Genomic DNA, 18,087 nt, shown 5'->3' on the forward strand with positions numbered 1-18,087 from the left:
CAAAAATCGATCGGTTTGACAGGGTGAGGGCGCTCTGTTTGACAATTGTACGAGGCCGTACTATAATAGGCGGAATGTAAGAGAACGAGAAAGGAAGGATATGGCATGATTTTGGACAATACGATCGGGTACATGATCAGCCGCGTGGCGCGCAAGATTCACTATGCGGTCGACGAGGTGTTCAAGGCGTATGGCATCACGGTGGAGCAGTGGGTGGCGCTCAAGACGATTGCAGAATATGAACCGTTATGCCAGAAGGCGCTCGCCGAGAAGATCGAGAAGAACCAGAACACGGTCAAGGCGCTCGTCACGCATCTCGACGACAAGGGATTCATCGACCGCACACCCAATCCGGATGACATGCGCCACATGATGCTGCGGACGACGGAGCGGGGCAGAGCGCTCGTCGCGCGGCTCACCGAGCTCGACGAGCACAAGAACTTCGATTTCCTCGGGGCGCTCAGCGAGGCGGAGCAGGAGGACCTGCGCCGCATGCTGCGCAAGATCGAGGAAAGGCTCTGAGTGCGGCGCACGACTGCCCGTTATTGGTGTGGAATGGTTTGGAAAGGAAGATCACATGCAGAGAGAGAAGCTATGGACGCCGGAATTCCTAGGGATGGGAGGGAGCAACCTCTTCCTGTTCATGTCGCAGTACATCATGGTGGCTTCGCTGCCGATATTCATCATGGAGACGCTCGGCGGCGGCGACATGGAGGCGGGCCTCGCGATGACGGCCTTCCAGATCGGTGCGGTGAGCTGCCGCCCGCTGGCCGGCCGCATCATCGATGCTGTCAACAAGCAGCGCCTGATGCGCGCCGCAACGATCGCGTTCTTTCTCGTCATGCTCGCCTTCAACTGGCTGCATTCCGAGCAGGCCATCTATGCGCTGCGCTTCCTGCACGGCTGCATCTTCGCGCTCGCGACGACGGCTGCGGCGGCGATGGCTGCGCTCGTGCTGCCGGCCTCGCGCAAGGGCGAGGGCATCGGCTACTTCGCGCTCTCGACGAACCTCGCGATGGTCGTCGGCCCGCTCATCGGCCTCGTGCTCATCGGCAATTTCGGCAGCATAGCGCTGTTTGCCTTTTTGACGGCGCTCGCGGCGCTGACCTTCCTTGCGGCCAATGCGCGCCGGCTGCCCGATGAGGTCGTCCGCCCGGCCGGGCGTCAGAAGAAGGGCTTCCATCTCTCGGACTTCATCGAGCGGCGCTCGCTCGCGCCGGCACTTCTAGGCGGCATGGTCTTCTTCGCCTACGGCGGCATCCTGACTTTCATCCCGCTCTACGCCAAGAGCCTCGGCCTTCAGGCTGAGACGAGCCTGTTCTTCGTCGTCTTTGCCTTCGTCATCATCCTGACGCGCCCCGTCATCGGCCGCCTCTTCGACGAGAAGGGCCCCGACTGGACGGTCTATCCGGGTTTTGCCTGCTTCGCCGCCGGCATGCTGCTCTTCAGCCAGGTCGGGACGACGGCGGGCCTGCTCATCTCGGCCGCCGTGCTCGGCATCGGCTTCGGCGCGCTCTCGCCAGCCTTCCAGACGCTCGCCGTCGAGAGTGCGCCCGCCGCGCGCGCCGGCGTCGCGACGGCCACCTACTTCTGGTCGCTCGACATCAGCGTCGGCCTCGCCGCCGTCCTCCTGAGCTTCGTCGCCGCCCAGTTTGGCTACGCTTTCATGTACGGCATCTGCTGCACGGCCATCATCTTCTTCAACGCCGTGCTCTATTTCATCTGGCGCCGCACGCATCGGAAGAAGCAGAGCACAACAATGACGTGACTTTTTTTCAGATACCATTTACAAGCCTTGTCTTTTGTGTTAAGATGAAATAGTTAATTTAAGGTTGTTTAGTGAAGAGTGGGTGCGAACCCACTCTTTAATCTTATGCGAGAAAGACACGGATGACAGGGTCACCGTGAAGCACAAGCAGAAATCTGGAGGTGGATGTATGGCAAAGCAGCAGGTTGAAGATGCCGTGGAGGCAATCGCGCAGGAGCTCCTGAAGGATCAGGACGTCATTGAGCTCGTCGATGTCGAGTATGTCAAGGAGCACGATTGGTATCTGCGCGTCTACATCGATAAGGAAGGCGGCATCGATATCGAGGATTGTCAGGCCCTGAGCGAGAAACTCGAAGCGGAACTTGACAAGGGCGATGTTGTGCCGGATTCGTACATTCTGGAGGTGTCCTCGCCGGGCATCGACCGCGTCCTGCGCAAGCCGCGCGACTTCGTGCGCGAGCAGGGCAAGAAAGTCGACGTCACGCTCTACGCGCCGCGCGAGGGCAAGAAGCTCCTCGTGGGCGAGCTCACGGGCTTTGACGGCGATGCCATCGAGCTCGACGGCGCGGCGAAGATTGCGCTGGCGGATATCGCACAGGTCCGCCTGCATATCGACTTCTGACGGCGCAAGCATCTGATACAGCAAAAAAAGGGGGCATTCCCCCGTTCATTTGGGAGGATATCATTTTGGCAAGAAAAACGACGAAAGCGAAGGACAATGGTCAGGAATTCCTGATGACGCTCAAAGAGCTCGGCAAGGAGAAAGGCATCGATGAAGAGGTCCTCTTCGAGGCCATCGAGGCTGCCCTGATCTCGGCTTACAAGCGCAACTTTGGCTCGGCGCAGAATGTCCGCGTCACGCTTTCCAGAGAGACGGGTCACTATCATGTCTACGCGATCAAGACGGTCGTCGAGGACCCGGAGGACGAGATCACGGAGATCTCGCTGGCTCAGGCCCGCACGATCAAGCCGGACTACGAGGTAGGCGACGTCATCGAGATCGAGGTGACGCCGGCGAACTTCGGCCGCATCGCCGCTCAGACGGCGAAGCAGGTCGTCGTCCAGCGCATCCGCGAGGCAGAGCGCGGCATCATCTACGAGGAGTTCATGAGCCGCGAGGGTGACATCCTGACGGGCCTCGTCGAGCGCGTCGAGAACCACAACGTCTACATCGACCTCGGCAAGACGGAAGCCGTGCTGACGCCGGCTGAGCAGATCCCGACGGAGACGTACGCGCACGGCGACCGCATCAAGGCATACGTCGTCGAGGTCAAGAAGACGAACAAGGGACCGCAGATCGTCGTTTCACGCACGCATCCGGGCCTCCTCAAACGCCTCTTCGAACTCGAGGTGCCGGAGATCCAGGAGGGCATCGTCGAGATCAAGTCGGTCGCCCGCGAGCCGGGCAACCGCTCGAAGATCGCTGTCTACTCGAAGGACGAGAACGTCGACCCGGTCGGCTCCTGCGTCGGCCACCGCGGCCTGCGCGTCCAGTCAATCGTCGATGAGCTCGGCAGCGAGAAGATCGATATCGTCAAGTGGAGCGAGAATCCGGCCAAGTTCATCGCCAATGCGCTGAGCCCGGCCAAGGTCGTCTCCGTCGCTGTCAATGAGACGGAGAAAGTCTCGCGCGTCGTCGTGCCGGACTACCAGCTCTCGCTCGCGATCGGCAAGGAAGGGCAGAACGCCCGCCTCGCCGCTAAGCTCACGGGCTGGAAGATCGATATCAAGAGCGAGTCGCAGGCTGCTGACGAAGAGCTCGATGCCAACATGAATGAGGTCGAAGTCACGGGGGACGAGTCCTTCACGGCTGAGGTTGAATGATTGCATGATGAAGATCAAGAAGATACCGCAGCGGATGTGCCTGGGCTGCCAGGAAAGCCGTCCCAAAAAGGAAATGGTGCGGATCGTGCGCAGCCCCGAGGGCGAATTCTCCGTGGATTTCACGGGCAAGAAGCCTGGGCGCGGCGCCTACATCTGCCACAAGCGCGAATGCTTCGACAAGGCCAAGAAGAGTCATGGCCTCGAGCGTTCCTTCAAGTCGCCGATTGACGCGGCCGTCTACGATCTCCTCGAGCGCGAATTGTTCGAGGATGAGGCTGAGGGCTGAGCCATGGCGCATACCAGAGAAGAGCGCATCACGAATCTTTTGAGCATGGCCCAGCGGGCGCGCCGCATCGTATCCGGCGCCTTCGCTGTGGAGCAGGCTCTCAAGAGCCGCGAGGCCGTACTCGTCCTCGTGGCCGCGGATGCCTCAGATGAAACAAAGAAAGATTACGCGATCCTAGCGGATCGATACAAGGTTCCCTGCCTTGAGGGGCTTGACCGGGAGACGCTCGGCCACTGCCTCGGCAAGGAGTACCGCGCTGTCGCAGCCTTGACGGACCAAGGCTTTGCGAAGAAGCTGCGCGAGTTGATGAAGGAGCCATGAGTATGAAATAATAACCGGGGGTGGATCAATGTCCAAATACAGAGTTTACGAGCTCGCCAAAGAGTTCAACACGGATAGCAAAGTCATTCTGGATATCCTCAAGCGCAACAAGTTCAAGGCTGCCAATAATTTCTCGAGCGTCGGCGAAGAAGAGCGCACGGCCATCAAGAATTCGCTGAACAATAAGGGCGCCAAGCCGCAGGCAAAGGCACCGGCCGCTCAGCCTGCTCAGAAGCCGGCCGCAAAGCCAGCGGAGAAGCGCGCCGAGAAGCCGCAGGCCGCCAAGCCGAACCACGGCGGCAGTAATAGCAACAGCGGCAATAACAGCAATAACAGCAATAACAGCCGCCATGACCGCCGCAGCGATGCCGGCCGCAACAATAGCAACAGCGGCAACGCGGGCAGCCATGGCAACAGCCGCGCGGCAGCGTCGAGCAGCAACCGCCCGAGCCACACGAATGGCGGCAATAGCAATAACGGCGGCAACCGCAACGGCAATGGCGGCGGCAGCAATAACCGCGGCGGCAACCGCAACGACCGCCGCAACGGCGGCAGCCGCAATGAGCGCGGTGGCCGTAACGACCGCACAAACCGCTTCGGCGGCAATCGCAACGACCGCAATAACCGCCGCGGCCGCAACAACAAGCGCGGCCAGCAGGCGCCGAAGGTCGAAATCGCGCATCCGAAGCACATCAAGCTGCCGGAGACGATCGCCGTCAAGGATCTCGCGTCCAAGATGAGCTACACGGCCGCCGAAGTCGTCAAGAAGCTCTTCATGATGGGCGTCATGGCGACGATCAACCAGGAAATCGACTTTGATACGGCCGCCCTCGTGGCTTCCGAATTCGGCGTGACGTGCGAAGAGTTGCCGCCAGAGGTAGACCCGACGGAGATCCCGGAAATCGAGGATGATCCGAAGTCGCTGAAGCTCCGCCCGCCTGTCGTCACGGTCATGGGCCATGTCGACCACGGCAAGACGTCGCTGCTCGACTGCATCCGCAATACGCATGTCCAGACGCACGAGGCCGGCGGCATCACGCAGCACATCGGTGCCTACCAGGTCAACTGCAAGGGCAAGAAGATCGTCTTCCTCGACACGCCGGGCCATGAGGCCTTCACGGCCATGCGTGCGCGCGGCGCCCAGATCACGGATATCGCCATCCTCGTCGTCGCTGCTGACGACGGCGTCATGCCGCAGACGATCGAGGCCATCCACCACGCGAAATCGGCAGGCGTGCCGATCATCGTCGCCATCAACAAGATCGATAAACCGGGTGCCAATCCGGACCGCGTCAAGCAGGAGCTCATGGAGCAGGGCCTCGTGCCGGAGGAATACGGCGGAGACACGATCATGGTCCCTGTCTCGGCCAAGAAGCAGATCGGCATCGATGACCTCCTGGAGATGGTCCTGCTCGTCGCAGAGGTCAAGGAGCTCAAGGCCAACCCGAACCGCGATGCGCGCGGCGTCATCGTCGAGGCCAAGCTCGACAAGGGCCGCGGCCCTGTCGCAACCGTCCTCGTCCAGAACGGCACGCTGCGCATCGGCGACTCTGTCGTCTGCGGCACGACGTACGGCAAGGTCCGCGCCATGGTCAACGACCGCGGCGAGAACGTCAAGAAGGCCGGCCCGTCCGTACCAGTCGAGATCCTCGGCCTCAACGATGTGCCGGAAGCCGGCGACATCCTCGCCGTGCTCGAGGAGAAGCAGGCCCGCTCCATTGCCGAGGCCCGCATCGAGCGCCAGCGCAACAACCTCATCAAGAGCAAGAAAGTCTCGCTCGACGACCTCTTCCACCAGATCCAGGAAGGCGATATCAAGGACCTCAACATCGTCATCAAGGCCGATGTACAGGGTTCTGTCGAGGCGCTCTCGAGCTCGCTCCTCAAGCTCAACAAGAACGATGAGGTCCGCGTCTCCATCGTCCATTCGGGCGTCGGTGCCGTCAACGAGTCGGATGTCATGCTGGCATCGGCTTCGAACGCGCTGATCATCGCCTTCAACGTCCGCCCGGACGCCAACGCGCGCAAGCTCGCCGACACGGAGAACATCGACATCCGCACGTACCGCGTCATCTACGACGCCATCAACGACGTCAAGGATGCGATGAGCGGCATGCTCAAGCCGAAGTACAAGGAAGTCGTCCAGGGCCGCGTCGAGATCCGCCAGGTCATGAAGTTCTCGAAGGCGCTCGTCGCCGGTTCCTACGTGCTCGAAGGCAAGATCTGCAACAACTCCAAGATCCGCATCATCCGCGACAACATCGAGATCTTCGATGGCGAGATCGACTCGCTGCGCCGCTTCAAGGATGAGGTCAAGGAAGTCAACGCAGGCTACGAGTGCGGCATCTCCATTGTCGACTTCCGCGACTTCAAGGAAGGCGACATCATCGAGGCCTACACGATGGAAGAGATCGCGACGACGATCGCCGATGCCAACAAGGCTGCTGCCAAGAAGCGCGAAGAGCAGGCCAAGGCTGCTGCCGCCAAGGCAAAAGACGCCGAGAAGGACTGAGCTTCACGAAGCACATCGCGAGGCGCGACAAGCGATAACGACCAACAATCAACATACGCAACAGACATAGACATACTAGACATAAAGGAGGGAATGCCATGAGCCAGCTCCGGGTAGAGAAGGTCCAGGAGCTCATGAAGCAGGAGATTTCAAAGATCATCCTGCGTGAGCTCAAGGACCCGCGCATCGGTTTCGTGACGGTCACGTCCGTCGAGTGTACGGGCGATCTGCGCGAGGCCAAGGTCTACGTGAGCCTCATGGGCAGTGAACAGCAGGTCAAGGACTGCTGGGCAGGACTGCAGAGTTCGCTCGGCTTCATCCGCCGCGAGATCGGCAAGCGTATCCGCCTGCGCTTCACGCCTGAGCTTTCCTTCGTCGTGGACAAGTCCCTCGACTACAGCGCGCACATCCAAGAGCTGCTGCTGAAGATCGAGGCCGAGGACAAGGCGAAGAACGATTCGACAGAGTCGACAGAGATCGAAGACGACAAGAAAGAAGAACATTGACATGATAGTGACATTGAGTGAAACAGCAGCCATCCTGGCCAGCGCTCAGCGGATTGTCATCACGGCCCACCAGAACCCCGACGGCGACGCCATCGGGTCCTCGCTCGGCCTCATGCACATCCTGCGCTCGCTCGGCAAGGAAGCTCTCGTTCTGCTCGATGATGATATCCCGGCCATCTTTTCGGTGCTGCCGGGATATGATATTATTGGCAGGCCGGAGGTGGAGAGACCCGTAGAGGCCGACCTCCTCGTCGTGCTCGACACGGCCACGGACCGCACGGGCGATGTGCTCAAGGCAGTCCATGCGGAGCACCTCCTCAATATCGATCATCATCAGACGAACGACGGCTCGGCAGAATACAGTTACATCGCGCCGACGCGCGCGGCGACGGCGGAGATCATCTACGACCTCATGCACGAGCTCCCCGTCCACCTCGACAAGGCGATGGCCATGTGCATCTACACGGGCCTCGCGACGGACTCGGGCTTCTTCCGTTTCTCGAACACGACATCGCACACGATGCGCGCGGCGGCGGAGCTCTTAGACCACGGCGTCGAGCCGAACGTCATCTCAGAGGCGCTCGAGCAGAAGCCATACCAGACTGTCCGCGACATCGGCGAGGCCATCGAGCGCGCCGAGCTCTTCGCCGACGGCCATGCGGCCGGCATCTTCCTCAACGCCGAGACGACGGCGCGCATGAAGTCGACAGAGTCCTTCATCGGCATGATCCGCGTCATCGAGGGCGTCGACATCGCCGTCGTGCTCAAGACGAAGGAGGAGGGCATCTGCCGCGTCAGCATGCGCTCCAAGGGGCTCGACGTCAGCGCCATTGCCGTACAGTTCGGCGGCGGCGGCCACACGCGCGCGGCCGGCTGCACGCTCCTGATGAGCTTTGAGGAAGCCAAGCGCACGATCTGCGAGGCCATCTCGCAGGCCATCCGCGCTTACCACTGCCAGGGGGCGAAATGATGGACGGATTCCTCAACATCCTCAAGCCGCCCGGCATGTCCTCGCACGACGTCATCGGCGCCGTGCGCAAGGTGCTCCGCATGAAGCGCGTCGGCCATGCCGGTACGCTCGACCCCGCCGCGGCAGGCGTCCTGCCGGTTGCGGTAGGGCAGGCCGCCCGGCTCATCGAATACCTCGAGCTCGCCGACAAGACGTACCGCGCAGAGCTGACCTTCGGCTTTGCGACGGACAGCGGCGACGATACGGGGAAAATCACGGAGGAGGTCACGGACTTCATGATGCCCTCGCAGGAAGCCATCGAGCATGTCCTCGCAGGCTTCACGGGTCGCATCCGCCAGACGCCCCCGGCACACTCCGCCATCAAGATCGGCGGCAAGCGCGCCTGCGACCTCCTGCGCGAGGGCAAGGAGGTCGAGGTCCCCTCGCGCGAGGTCACGATCCATTCGCTTGACCTCGTCGCCTATCAGCCGGAGGCGCACAAGGTGCTCCTCGATGTCCAGTGCTCGAAGGGCACCTACATCAGGAGCCTCTGCCTCGACATCGGGGCGGCGCTCGGCCTGCCGGCGACGATGAGCTTCCTCGTGCGCAGCCGCGTCGGCGACTTTGCGCTCGCTGATGCGCTGACGCTCGAAGAGCTCGTCGGGGCGGGGGAGGGCGCCGTCCTGGAGCCCGCGCACTTTTTGAGTCACCTCGAGCGCTACGACCTCGACCCGCGCCGCGAGAAGGCCTTCTGCAACGGCCTCGGCACGGGCGAGCGGCAGCGCGTGCCGGAGACCGACACGCTGCGCGTCTACTGCGGGGGGCGCTTCCTCGGCATCGGCCGCTACGACCGGGCGAGCCAGGAGGTCATCCCGGCCAAGGTCATCCACCGCGAGCTGGCGGCAAAACCATGAGAGGGGAACAAGCGATGCAATTCTATTCCAGACTCACCACGCTACGACAGGACCACCCGCGCCTCGTCATCGCGCTCGGCATGTTTGACGGCGTCCACCGCGGCCACCGCAGCATCATAAAGCGCGCGGTCGACCTCGCGCATGAGATTGGCGGCGAGAGCATGGTCTTCACCTTCAGCAACCATCCGCTCGCCGTCCTCGCGCCGCAGGCCGTGCCGCCGCAGATCGGCAACAATGCACTGCGCCGCCAGCTCATCGAGGAACTCGGCGTCGACATCCTCATGGCCATCCCGTTCACGAAGGACCTCGCGCGCCGCACGCCGGAGGACTTTCTCGCGCTCCTGCGCGACTCCTTTGCGCCGCACATCCTCGTGACGGGGCCGAATTACACCTTCGGCAGCCGCGGCAAGGGCACGCATCGCATGCTGCAGCGCGTGGCGGGCGACTACGGCTTCCGCGCCGAGATCTGCCCGGCCGTCCAGCTCGGCGGCCGCCCCGTCAGCAGCACACGCATCCGCGGCCTGATCGCGGGCGGTGACCTCGCGGCGGCAGAGGAGTGCCTCGGCCGGCCCTTCACTGTGCTCGACCGCGTCATCCACGGCGACAAGCGCGGCCGCACGCTGGGCTTCCCGACGGCCAACCTCGCTATCCCCGACGCCCAGGTCATGCTGCCGAACGGCGTCTACGCCGCGACGGCCCACTACGGCGACCGCGACTACGCTGCACTCGCCAACATCGGCAACAACCCGACCTTCCCGGGCTGCAACCGCCGCATCGAGGTCAACATCCAGGACTTTTCCAAGGACATCTACGACAGGCTGCTCGAAGTCCGCTTCCTGCAGAAGATACGCGATGAAGAGAAGTTCGATTCAGTCGCGACCCTTGTCGCGCAGATGCACAGGGACCGCGAGCGGGCCAAAGAAATCTGGCGCCATTGCTTTACAAGCGCTTGACGGCTGTGATATACTATTGAAAGTGCCAAATGGCAGACCTCAGCCCAGATTGCGAAGAACTCCGACGTATTCTTGGCTGATGGAGATTGTTACATGATACAGGAGGAATTACCAACATGCTGACTCAGGAAGCAAAACAGGAAATCATGCAGAAGTATGCCGTTCACGAGGGTGATACGGGTTCGCCGGAAGTACAGATCGCTGTCCTCTCCGCACGTATCGACTATCTGACGGAGCACCTCAAGCAGCACAAGAAGGATCATCATTCCCGTCGCGGTCTGCTGAAGATGGTCGGCCATCGCCGTCGTCTGCTCAGCTACCTCTACAAGACGGATATTGAGCGTTATCGTTCGATTATCGCAAAGCTTGGTCTGCGTTCCACGGTTGAGCGCTGATTGCTGGCGAGCGATCCTGAAGCGGAAAGCGGGAGCAATCCCGCTTTTTTTTCTGGAAAAATAAACATAGAACAAGAGATACGAATGAAGTAGAGATACAAGGAGGTTTTTATGAATCGCTTTGAGATGGAACTCGCAGGCCGCCCGCTCGTCATCGAGAACGGACAGCTCGCGAAGCAGGCCAACGGCGCCGTGCTCGTGCGCTACGGCGACACCGTCGTGCTCGTCACGGCCACGGCATCGGCTGAGCCGCGCGAAGGCGTGGACTTCTTCCCGCTGACGGTCGACTACGAAGAGAAGATGTATGCAGCAGGCAAGATCCCGGGGGGCTTCATCAAGCGTGAGGGCCGCCCGTCGAGCGACGCCATCCTCTGCGCGCGCCTGATCGACCGCCCGATTCGCCCGCTGTTCCCGAAGGGCTTCCGCAACGACGTCCAGATCGTCGCGACCGTCCTCTCCGTCGAGCAGGACAACGCACCGGAACTCGCCGCCATGATCGGCGCATCGTGCGCCCTGACTGTCTCCGACATCCCGTTCATGGGACCGATTGCGGGCGTGCGCGTCGGCCGCGTCAACGATGAATTCGTCATCAACCCGACGGAAGAGCAGCGCAAGGTATCGACGCTGAACCTCACCGTCGCCGGCTCCCACGACGCCGTCATGATGGTCGAGGCCGGCGCCAACGAGCTGCCGGAGGACGTCATCCTCGACGCCATCCTGTTCGGCCATGAGGAGATCAAGCGCCTCGTCGAATTCCAGCAGGGCATCCAGGCCGACTGCGGCAAAGAGAAGAGCGAGCCGAAGCTCTTCCTCGTCCCGCAGGAGATGGAGGAGGCCATCCGCGACTACGCGAAGGACCGCCTCGACGCAGTCGTCCGCAACCCGGACAAGCTCGACCGCGACGCCCACATCGCCGAGGTCACGACCGACACGATGGAGCACTTCCTCGAGCTCTACCCGGAGATGGATAAAGAGATCGCCATCGCCATCCACGACCTCGAGAAGTCCGTCGTGCGCCACATGATCACCCACGAGAAGATACGCCCGGACGGCCGCGAAGTCGAAGAAGTGCGCCCCGTCTCGTGCGAAGTCGGACTGCTGCCGCGCACGCATGGCTCCGGCCTCTTCACGCGTGGCCAGACCCAGATCCTCACGGTCACGACGCTCGGCTCTCTCGGTGACGAGCAGATCATCGACGGCCTCGGACCTGAGACGACGAAGCACTACATCCATCACTACAACTTCCCGGGCTACAGCGTCGGCGAAGCCCGCCCGATGCGCAGCCCCGGCCGCCGCGAGATCGGCCACGGCGCCCTTGCCGAGCGCGCCCTCGTGCCCGTCATCCCCTCCATCGAGGAGTTCCCGTACACCATCCGCCTCGTCTCCGAGGTCCTCGAGTCCAACGGCTCGAGCTCCATGGGCTCCGTCTGCGGCAGCACGCTCTCGCTGATGAACGCCGGCGTGCCCATCAAGCGCCCCGTCTCCGGTGTCGCCATGGGCCTCGTCAAAGAAGGGGATAAGTACACGATCCTCACCGATATCCAGGGCATGGAAGACGCCCTCGGCGACATGGACTTCAAGGTGGCCGGTACGACGGAAGGCATCACCGCCATCCAGATGGACATCAAAGTCGACGGCCTCTCCCGCGAGATCCTGTCCTCCGCCCTCCAGCAGGCCAAGCGCGGCCGCGCCTTCATCCTCGGCAAGATGCTCGAGTGCATCGACAAGCCGGCCGCCGAGCTCTCCCCGTACGCACCGCGCGTCGAGACGATCAAGATCAAGGTCGACAAGATCCGCGACGTCATCGGCACCGGCGGCAAAGTCGTCAAGAAGATCATCGACGAGACCGGCGTCGACATCGACATCCACGAAGACGGCAACATCTTCATCACCTCCAGCGACGCCGAAGGCATGAAGAAAGCCAAGAAGATGATCGAAGACATCGTCCGCGAAGTCGAAGTCGGAGAAGTCTACACCGGCCGCGTCACCCGCCTGATGAAATTCGGCGCCTTCGTCGAAGTCCTGCCAGGCAAAGAAGGCCTCTGCCACATCTCCCAGCTCTCCAACCACCGCGTCGAGAAAGTCGAAGACGTCGTCCAGGTCGGCGACCAGCTCCAGGTCAAAGTCGTCGAGATCGATGACAAAGGCCGCATCAACCTCAGCCACAAAGCCGTGCTTTAAGCGCGCAATAAAAAGGCTTCCCATCTCAAATGAGAGGGGAAGCCTTTTTTGTACAAGCAACAATCCCAAAACCTAAGGCCGGAGCGAAGCAATCGGCCGCGCCACGCAGAAGCTCAGTCCGCAGACATCCACTTCAGGGCGAGGGCATGCATTCCGCCTGCAGGAGCGAAGTGACCGCCGCAGGCTGAGCCCCGAGCCGCCGCACCTAGAAACAGCGATGCCAGAACGCCGCGTCAGGCGGCGAAATACCTAGATACGTCATCCGTCGCATGGGGCTCATTTAACAGAGCGACGAAGCCAGATCTCCTCTGCAGGCATAAACTTTGGGCGAGGGCATGCATTCCGCCTGCAGGAGCGAAGTGATTGCCGCAGGCTGAGCCCCGAGCTGCCGTACCTAGAAACAGCGATGCCAGAACGCCGCGTCGGGCGGCGAAATATCTAGATACGTCATCCGTCGCATGGGGCTCATTTAACGGAGCGACGAAGCCGGAATGCATGCCCTCGCCCTTTGCCGAACCTTATTTCTTGAACATCTTGTTGAGCGGGTTTTCCTTGAAGATATTGCCCTGCTCAATATACCGGTGCACCATCTTCTCCGAATGATGCCGCGTCTGCCGCATGATCGTCAGCGCATCCACATCGTGCTGCGCCGCACTCGTCGCGAAGCCCCGGCGCAGACTGTGCCCCGCGAAGCTCGCTGGGTTGAACCCCGCAAGCGCCGCGTACTTCTTCACAATCAGTGCCACCGACTTGTCCGTCAGCTGCGAGTCCCTGAGCGTATGGCTGCGCGTGAACGGCCGGAAAAGAGGCCCCGTGTGGATGTCCGCCGCCTGCAGCCAGGCCCGCACCGCCCGCACGGCGCAGACCTCCGGGTCGGGCGCATACGGCACCGCGATCTCCGTGCCGCGCCCGAGCTGGTCGCTCTTCGACTGCGGCACGAGGATCACGAGCCCCTGCGTCGTGAACGTCAGATGCTCCACCTGTATCGCCACGAGCTCCGAGCGGCGGAACGCCCCCGCAAAGCCGAGGAAAATCAGCGCCCTGTCGCGCAGCGAGACAATGTCGTCGCCGAAGCAGTCCGCCAGCACGTAGAGCGTCTCCATCAGGATCGGCGCCTTGCCCTGCTGGAACGTGCCCTTCTCGCGCCGGATCGCCTCCATCGCCGTCCGCACGAGCGCGTCCTTTGCCGGATTGTTCTTGCCCGTGTAGCCTGCCGCCATGTGGTTCTCCGAGATCGCCGTCACGCGCCGCGCCACCGTGTTCGCCTTCGCATCGTCCGCGAGGTCGTTGAGGTAGTTGACGATCGTCTCCGGCCGCGCCGGCAGATCGCGCTCGCCGTGATAGCAGCACCAGTCCGAGAAGTCACTCCAGTCTGCACAGTACGCCTTGAGCGTATTGTCCGCCTTCGACTTCCCGAGGCGCGCCTTCGCCTTCTCCGAGAGGCGCTCGTTTTGCTCGATGCGCTGATTCTTGACCAGCAGGAAATTCTTCTTTGCTCGCATACTTCATCCTCATCCTGATGTACATTCATGTATACCGTAAATTTTCTTCTATTATAGGACAATTCTATGCTATAATGCAATCTGTGATGCAACAGTTACCACAAGAAAGGGGGGAGCTCTCATGAAGAATCTCCATCACCATAGCCGCCGCCATCTCTTCGCGGCCATCCTCGGCTTTTCGTGCCTTGTCATCGTGCTCACGGCGCTCCTCTTGACGCCGCGCCATGAGGCATCCTCGCATCTCCTGACGCCGCCGCCCTCCGGACTCAGCGCGACGACGGCCGAGACGCCGCTCTCATACTCGCCAATACTGACCTGGGACACGGACGACGAGGCCGTCATGTACGAGATCGAATTCTTTACCAAGAAACCCGGGCATCTGTCGCCCGCCAAGAACTCCGATGAATCCGTCTTCCGCACGCGCAGCATCTACCAGAACGCCTACAACGCGCCCCTGCGCGAATTTGTGGCAGACCAGCTCGGCTCCAAGACCGAGCCCATCTACTGGCGCGTGCGCGCCCTCGACTTCAACGGCACGCCCTACACGCCGTACAGCGACCTTGCCGTGCTCTACACCTCGCCGGACCTGCCGCCGATGGATGCGCCCGTGCTGACGGCAGAGTATGGCGGCAGGCGAGGGGAGACGCTTCTTTACCCCGTCTACACCTGGATCGGCCAGACCACGGCCGCAAGCTACGAAGTCGCCATCTACGCGGTGAATCCCGAAGCGGAACCCGATGCCGTGCCGATTGAGACGCTCACGAGCGATATGGCCGAGATCTACGACCCGCAGGCCCATTACGGGTCCGCGCCCTTTTACTGGCGCGTGCGCTCATTTGACGGCGAGGGCAATCCCATGGGGCAGTGGTCGCGCGTGCGCTCCTTCCGCACGGATCCTGCCGACGACTGGCAGGTCGCCGTGCTCGGCGACAGCATCAGCCACGGCGGCGGCCACTTCTCCTACAGCCCGGCCGTCTTCTCGTTCAGCTGGCTCCACTACCTCGACTTCCCCGCCATCAACCTCTCGCAGAGCGGTGACACGAGCGGCATGACCGTGGAGCGCTTTGACCGCGATGTCCTGCCGTTCCATCCGCGCTACCTCATCATCATGACGGGCAGCAACAGCCTGCGGGCAGGGGAGGACACGGACGCCGTCATCGCCGACCTCGAGACCATGCGCCAGCGCTGCCTGGAAAACGGCATCTGCCCGATTCTCGTGACACTGCCGGCCATCAATCCCGAGAACATCGACCACGTCTTTGCGGAGCCGACGGCCGACGACTGGCAGGAGCGCTTCGACGCGGTCAACGCCTACATCCGCACGCACACCTACATCGACATGGCGGCCGCCATCCCGACACAGGACGGCCTGCTGCCGACCCAGTACGCCCTCGACGGCCTTCACCCCGATGCCAATGGCAAGGCCTTGATGGGTGCCTACGTCAACAGCGTCTGGCCTGGAGTCAAGGCCGCCGCCGACCAGGAACTCGAGGAATATGAGAGCACGCCGCAGGATGGTGCAGAGAACTGAGCAGGGGACTTGTACTACGCCTGCCATCTGTACTATAATGAAATGGGGGCGTTTGACCCTCATTTCTTGATAGTACGACTCATGAATACTTTGATTCTGGAGGAATTTCGATGCATCTTCATCATAACCTCATGGCCCTGGCTGCTGCCGGTGCCATTTTCCTCGCTCCCGCCACGAGCTTTGCCGATGCCGCGAGCGAAGCCGCGCAGATGGCCGCCACACCGGTGCAGGCCACAGACGACAGCGCAGCCGCGCAGTCAGCCGTCGGCATGCCAAACCCGATGGTCCCCGCCGCAAGCTACGGCGAGCTGACCGAGGCGCTCGGCGTCCATCCGCTCTACTTCCCGCTGAGCTCCGGCCTCGAGCTGCAGCAGCGCTTCCTCATCGGCGGCACGGTCGCAGACCTCCGCTATGCCTCGCGTTACGGTGCGCCCGAGAAGCGCGCGCAGTTCACCGTGCGCACGGCTGTGGCCGACCCGTCCGAGATGACGGCCGAAGCCCTGAGCGGCGTCTACGGCGCCAACTGGCAGACCATGACCATCGGGAGCACCGAAGTCCAGCTGGCCGAAGTCAGCGAGTCCGCCTTCGTCGCCTACTGGACGAAGGACGGCGTCTGCTTCTCCGTCGGCGCGGAGAACGTCAACCGCTGGGACTTCCTGCGCCAGGTCCGCGACAACCTCATCGACCTGACCGAGCATTTCTACTGAGCAGATGCGGCAGCATCCCCGAAGCGGGGAGACTGCCGCTTTTTTGACCGGCACAACAAAGAAAAGACCCGACTACCCAATTGACAAAGAGAGAACCAGAAAGAAACAGGAAGGATGATATCATGCAGATCCTCGTTGTAGACGATGAAGCCTCCATACGCGAACTCTTGACCTTCAACCTCAAGAAGAATGGCTACGAGGTCACGGCGGCCGCCGACGGGCGCGAAGCCCTCGCCAAGGCCGCGGGTATGGACCTCGTGCTGCTCGACATCATGCTGCCAGAAGTCGATGGCCTCGAAGTCTGCCGCCGGCTCAAGGCCGACCCGCAGACGAGCGGCATCCCTATCATCATGCTGACCGCCAAGGCCGAGGAGATCGACCGCGTGCTCGGCCTCGAGCTCGGCGCCGACGACTACGTCGTCAAGCCCTTCTCCATGCGCGAGCTGCTCGCGCGCGTCAAGGCCGTGCTGCGCCGCTCCGCCAAGGACAGCCAGAGCGAGAAGGGGAGGGAGGAGACGCTGAAGATTGGCGGCCTGCGCCTCGATTTTTCCTCCTATCAGGCATGGCTCCACGACGAGCCCATCGCCCTGACCCCGAAGGAATACGAGCTCTTAAAGCTGCTCGTGACGAATCCCGGCCGCGCCTTTACGCGCGACGAACTGCTCGAGCGCATCTGGGGCTACGAGTACTACGGCGACACCCGCACCGTCGACGTCCACATTCGCCACCTGCGCGCCAAGCTCAAAGGCGCCCCCGCCGTCAGCGACGCCATCGAGACCGTCCGCGGCGTCGGCTACCGTTTCGCGCGCCGCACAGCCTGACACACGGACAAGACATCCGCCCACTTTGCAAAGATCTTGCATGGGTGGATGTTTTTTTATGTGAAAACCTCCTGTTTTGATTCTAATTTTGCGAATCTTGTGAAGTACAGGTAATTACATAATAACAATTTGTGTTATATTTGTGTTATAATAGAACTTAATTACAGTATATAGGCATCATGGCAGGAAGATGTAGCAAATCTTACAGCACCGAGAAAGTGTGATGTGAATATGAGAGCCCTGCATCTTCCACTCAGTCCGCACAGGGCAATTCCTGCCAGAGCAAAATCCAATGGCAAAGGATGGTCAATATGAACAGAGTTTATAAAGTCATCTACAATCGCGCAAGAAATCTCTACCAAGTCGTCTCCGAGATAGTCCACAGCCGCGGCAAGACAAAGAGTCTCACCGCCCAGCACCAGCACGAGCGACTAACCACCGCCATCCTCATCGCCCTGTTCGCCATGGGCACCAGCCTGCCAGTCGGCTGGGCAGCCGATGCAAAAGTCGATGCATCCAATATCGGTGCGAACCTGCAATCGGAAGATGGGACTACCGCTGTCACGGATAATGAGAGATGGATTTACAATCTAAGTGCAACAGCTCCTAGACAACCAAATTAAAATGACACATAGACTTCTTTGCTATAATGGTGTTTGAAGAGAACTACCTATAACAAAAGGAGAGCCTATGTGCCACTACACACATCTTACACCATTTGAGCGAGAAAAGATACTCTTTTTTCTTGCTGAGGGCAAATCCATCACGGAGATTGCCCATCTGCTGAACCGGAGCAAGTCGACCATCTCGCGTGAGCTTCTCCGCAATGCGGCCCCTGCGGACCAGCCTATGTCGTACTGCCCGTTGACCGCGCAAGCGCTCTACAAGCAGCGCAGGAAAGCCTGTCGTCCGCATAA

Annotated in this window: 19 protein-coding genes; 18 read left to right on the forward strand and 1 reads right to left on the reverse strand. The window is 61.2% G+C overall.

What is annotated here, in order from left to right; genetic code table 11:
* The first annotated feature begins 105 nt into the window (after positions 1 to 105).
* From T518_RS05615 to T518_RS05675, 13 genes are all read left to right on the forward strand, one after another.
* The gene (locus T518_RS05615; protein ID WP_036376523.1) at positions 106 to 522 is read left to right on the forward strand and encodes a MarR family winged helix-turn-helix transcriptional regulator; all 417 of its coding nucleotides are present in this window, start codon (positions 106 to 108) and stop codon (positions 520 to 522) included.
* Between the two features lie 55 nt (positions 523 to 577).
* A complete protein-coding gene (locus tag T518_RS05620) occupies positions 578 to 1,768 on the forward strand; it encodes an MFS transporter (protein WP_036376525.1) in 1,191 nt (396 codons plus the stop codon).
* 169 nt (positions 1,769 to 1,937) lie between these two features.
* Positions 1,938 to 2,390, forward strand: coding sequence for a ribosome maturation factor RimP (locus T518_RS05625; protein ID WP_036376528.1), 453 nt, complete (start codon positions 1,938 to 1,940; stop codon positions 2,388 to 2,390).
* A gap of 65 nt (positions 2,391 to 2,455) precedes the next feature.
* Positions 2,456 to 3,592: a transcription termination factor NusA gene (nusA, locus tag T518_RS05630; protein ID WP_036376531.1), complete on the forward strand. Its 1,137-nt coding sequence runs from the start codon at positions 2,456 to 2,458 to the stop codon at positions 3,590 to 3,592.
* A gap of 4 nt (positions 3,593 to 3,596) precedes the next feature.
* Entirely contained in the window at positions 3,597 to 3,878 is a 282-nt protein-coding gene (rnpM, locus tag T518_RS05635; RefSeq protein ID WP_036376534.1) for an RNase P modulator RnpM, read from the forward strand.
* 3 nt (positions 3,879 to 3,881) lie between these two features.
* Positions 3,882 to 4,199 (forward strand): L7Ae/L30e/S12e/Gadd45 family ribosomal protein, encoded by a 318-nt coding sequence (locus T518_RS05640; RefSeq protein WP_036376537.1) that lies wholly within the window; start codon positions 3,882 to 3,884, stop codon positions 4,197 to 4,199.
* A 28-nt stretch (positions 4,200 to 4,227) separates the two neighbouring features.
* Positions 4,228 to 6,711: a translation initiation factor IF-2 gene (gene infB, locus T518_RS05645; protein ID WP_036376541.1), complete on the forward strand. Its 2,484-nt coding sequence runs from the start codon at positions 4,228 to 4,230 to the stop codon at positions 6,709 to 6,711.
* Positions 6,712 to 6,809: 98 nt separating this feature from the next.
* Positions 6,810 to 7,217 (forward strand): 30S ribosome-binding factor RbfA, encoded by a 408-nt coding sequence (rbfA, locus tag T518_RS05650; protein ID WP_036376543.1) that lies wholly within the window; start codon positions 6,810 to 6,812, stop codon positions 7,215 to 7,217.
* Between the two features lies 1 nt (position 7,218).
* Positions 7,219 to 8,187, forward strand: a complete 969-nt coding sequence (locus tag T518_RS05655; protein ID WP_036376545.1) for a DHH family phosphoesterase — start codon at positions 7,219 to 7,221, stop codon at positions 8,185 to 8,187.
* A complete protein-coding gene (gene truB, locus T518_RS05660; protein WP_036376547.1) occupies positions 8,187 to 9,080 on the forward strand; it encodes a tRNA pseudouridine(55) synthase TruB in 894 nt (297 codons plus the stop codon). Before T518_RS05655 ends, truB begins: the two co-directional genes overlap by 1 nt.
* Positions 9,081 to 9,094: 14 nt before the next feature.
* Positions 9,095 to 10,033 (forward strand): bifunctional riboflavin kinase/FAD synthetase, encoded by a 939-nt coding sequence (locus tag T518_RS05665; protein WP_036376549.1) that lies wholly within the window; start codon positions 9,095 to 9,097, stop codon positions 10,031 to 10,033.
* A gap of 116 nt (positions 10,034 to 10,149) precedes the next feature.
* On the forward strand, positions 10,150 to 10,428 hold the full coding sequence (gene rpsO, locus T518_RS05670; RefSeq protein WP_036376552.1) for a 30S ribosomal protein S15: 279 nt from the start codon (positions 10,150 to 10,152) through the stop codon (positions 10,426 to 10,428).
* A gap of 111 nt (positions 10,429 to 10,539) precedes the next feature.
* Complete coding sequence (locus T518_RS05675; RefSeq protein WP_036376554.1) at positions 10,540 to 12,609, forward strand: polyribonucleotide nucleotidyltransferase; 2,070 nt, start codon at positions 10,540 to 10,542, stop codon at positions 12,607 to 12,609.
* Positions 12,610 to 13,127: 518 nt separating this feature from the next.
* On the opposite strand, the gene T518_RS05680 is transcribed toward T518_RS05675, so the two are convergent.
* Positions 13,128 to 14,111, reverse strand: coding sequence for a site-specific integrase (locus T518_RS05680; RefSeq protein WP_036376556.1), 984 nt, complete (start codon positions 14,109 to 14,111; stop codon positions 13,128 to 13,130).
* 121 nt (positions 14,112 to 14,232) lie between these two features.
* Here T518_RS05680 and T518_RS05685 point away from each other — a divergent pair, with 121 nt between their 5' ends.
* The 5 genes from T518_RS05685 to T518_RS05705 all read left to right on the forward strand — a co-directional run.
* Positions 14,233 to 15,642, forward strand: coding sequence for a GDSL-type esterase/lipase family protein (locus tag T518_RS05685; protein ID WP_036376558.1), 1,410 nt, complete (start codon positions 14,233 to 14,235; stop codon positions 15,640 to 15,642).
* A 110-nt stretch (positions 15,643 to 15,752) separates the two neighbouring features.
* Positions 15,753 to 16,349 carry a hypothetical protein gene (locus T518_RS05690; RefSeq protein WP_036376561.1) on the forward strand — a complete coding sequence of 199 codons (597 nt, stop codon included), beginning with the start codon at positions 15,753 to 15,755 and terminating at the stop codon, positions 16,347 to 16,349.
* Between the two features lie 122 nt (positions 16,350 to 16,471).
* Positions 16,472 to 17,170 carry a winged helix-turn-helix domain-containing protein gene (locus T518_RS05695; RefSeq protein WP_036376564.1) on the forward strand — a complete coding sequence of 233 codons (699 nt, stop codon included), beginning with the start codon at positions 16,472 to 16,474 and terminating at the stop codon, positions 17,168 to 17,170.
* Between the two features lie 311 nt (positions 17,171 to 17,481).
* Entirely contained in the window at positions 17,482 to 17,793 is a 312-nt protein-coding gene (locus tag T518_RS05700; RefSeq protein WP_036376567.1) for an ESPR domain-containing protein, read from the forward strand.
* A gap of 67 nt (positions 17,794 to 17,860) precedes the next feature.
* On the forward strand, positions 17,861 to 18,087 hold a 227-nt coding region (locus T518_RS05705), incomplete at its 3' end, for a helix-turn-helix domain-containing protein (RefSeq protein ID WP_036376570.1).

This window comes from Mitsuokella jalaludinii DSM 13811, assembly GCF_000702905.1.
GTDB classification, from domain to species: Bacteria; Bacillota; Negativicutes; order Selenomonadales; family Selenomonadaceae; genus Mitsuokella; species Mitsuokella jalaludinii.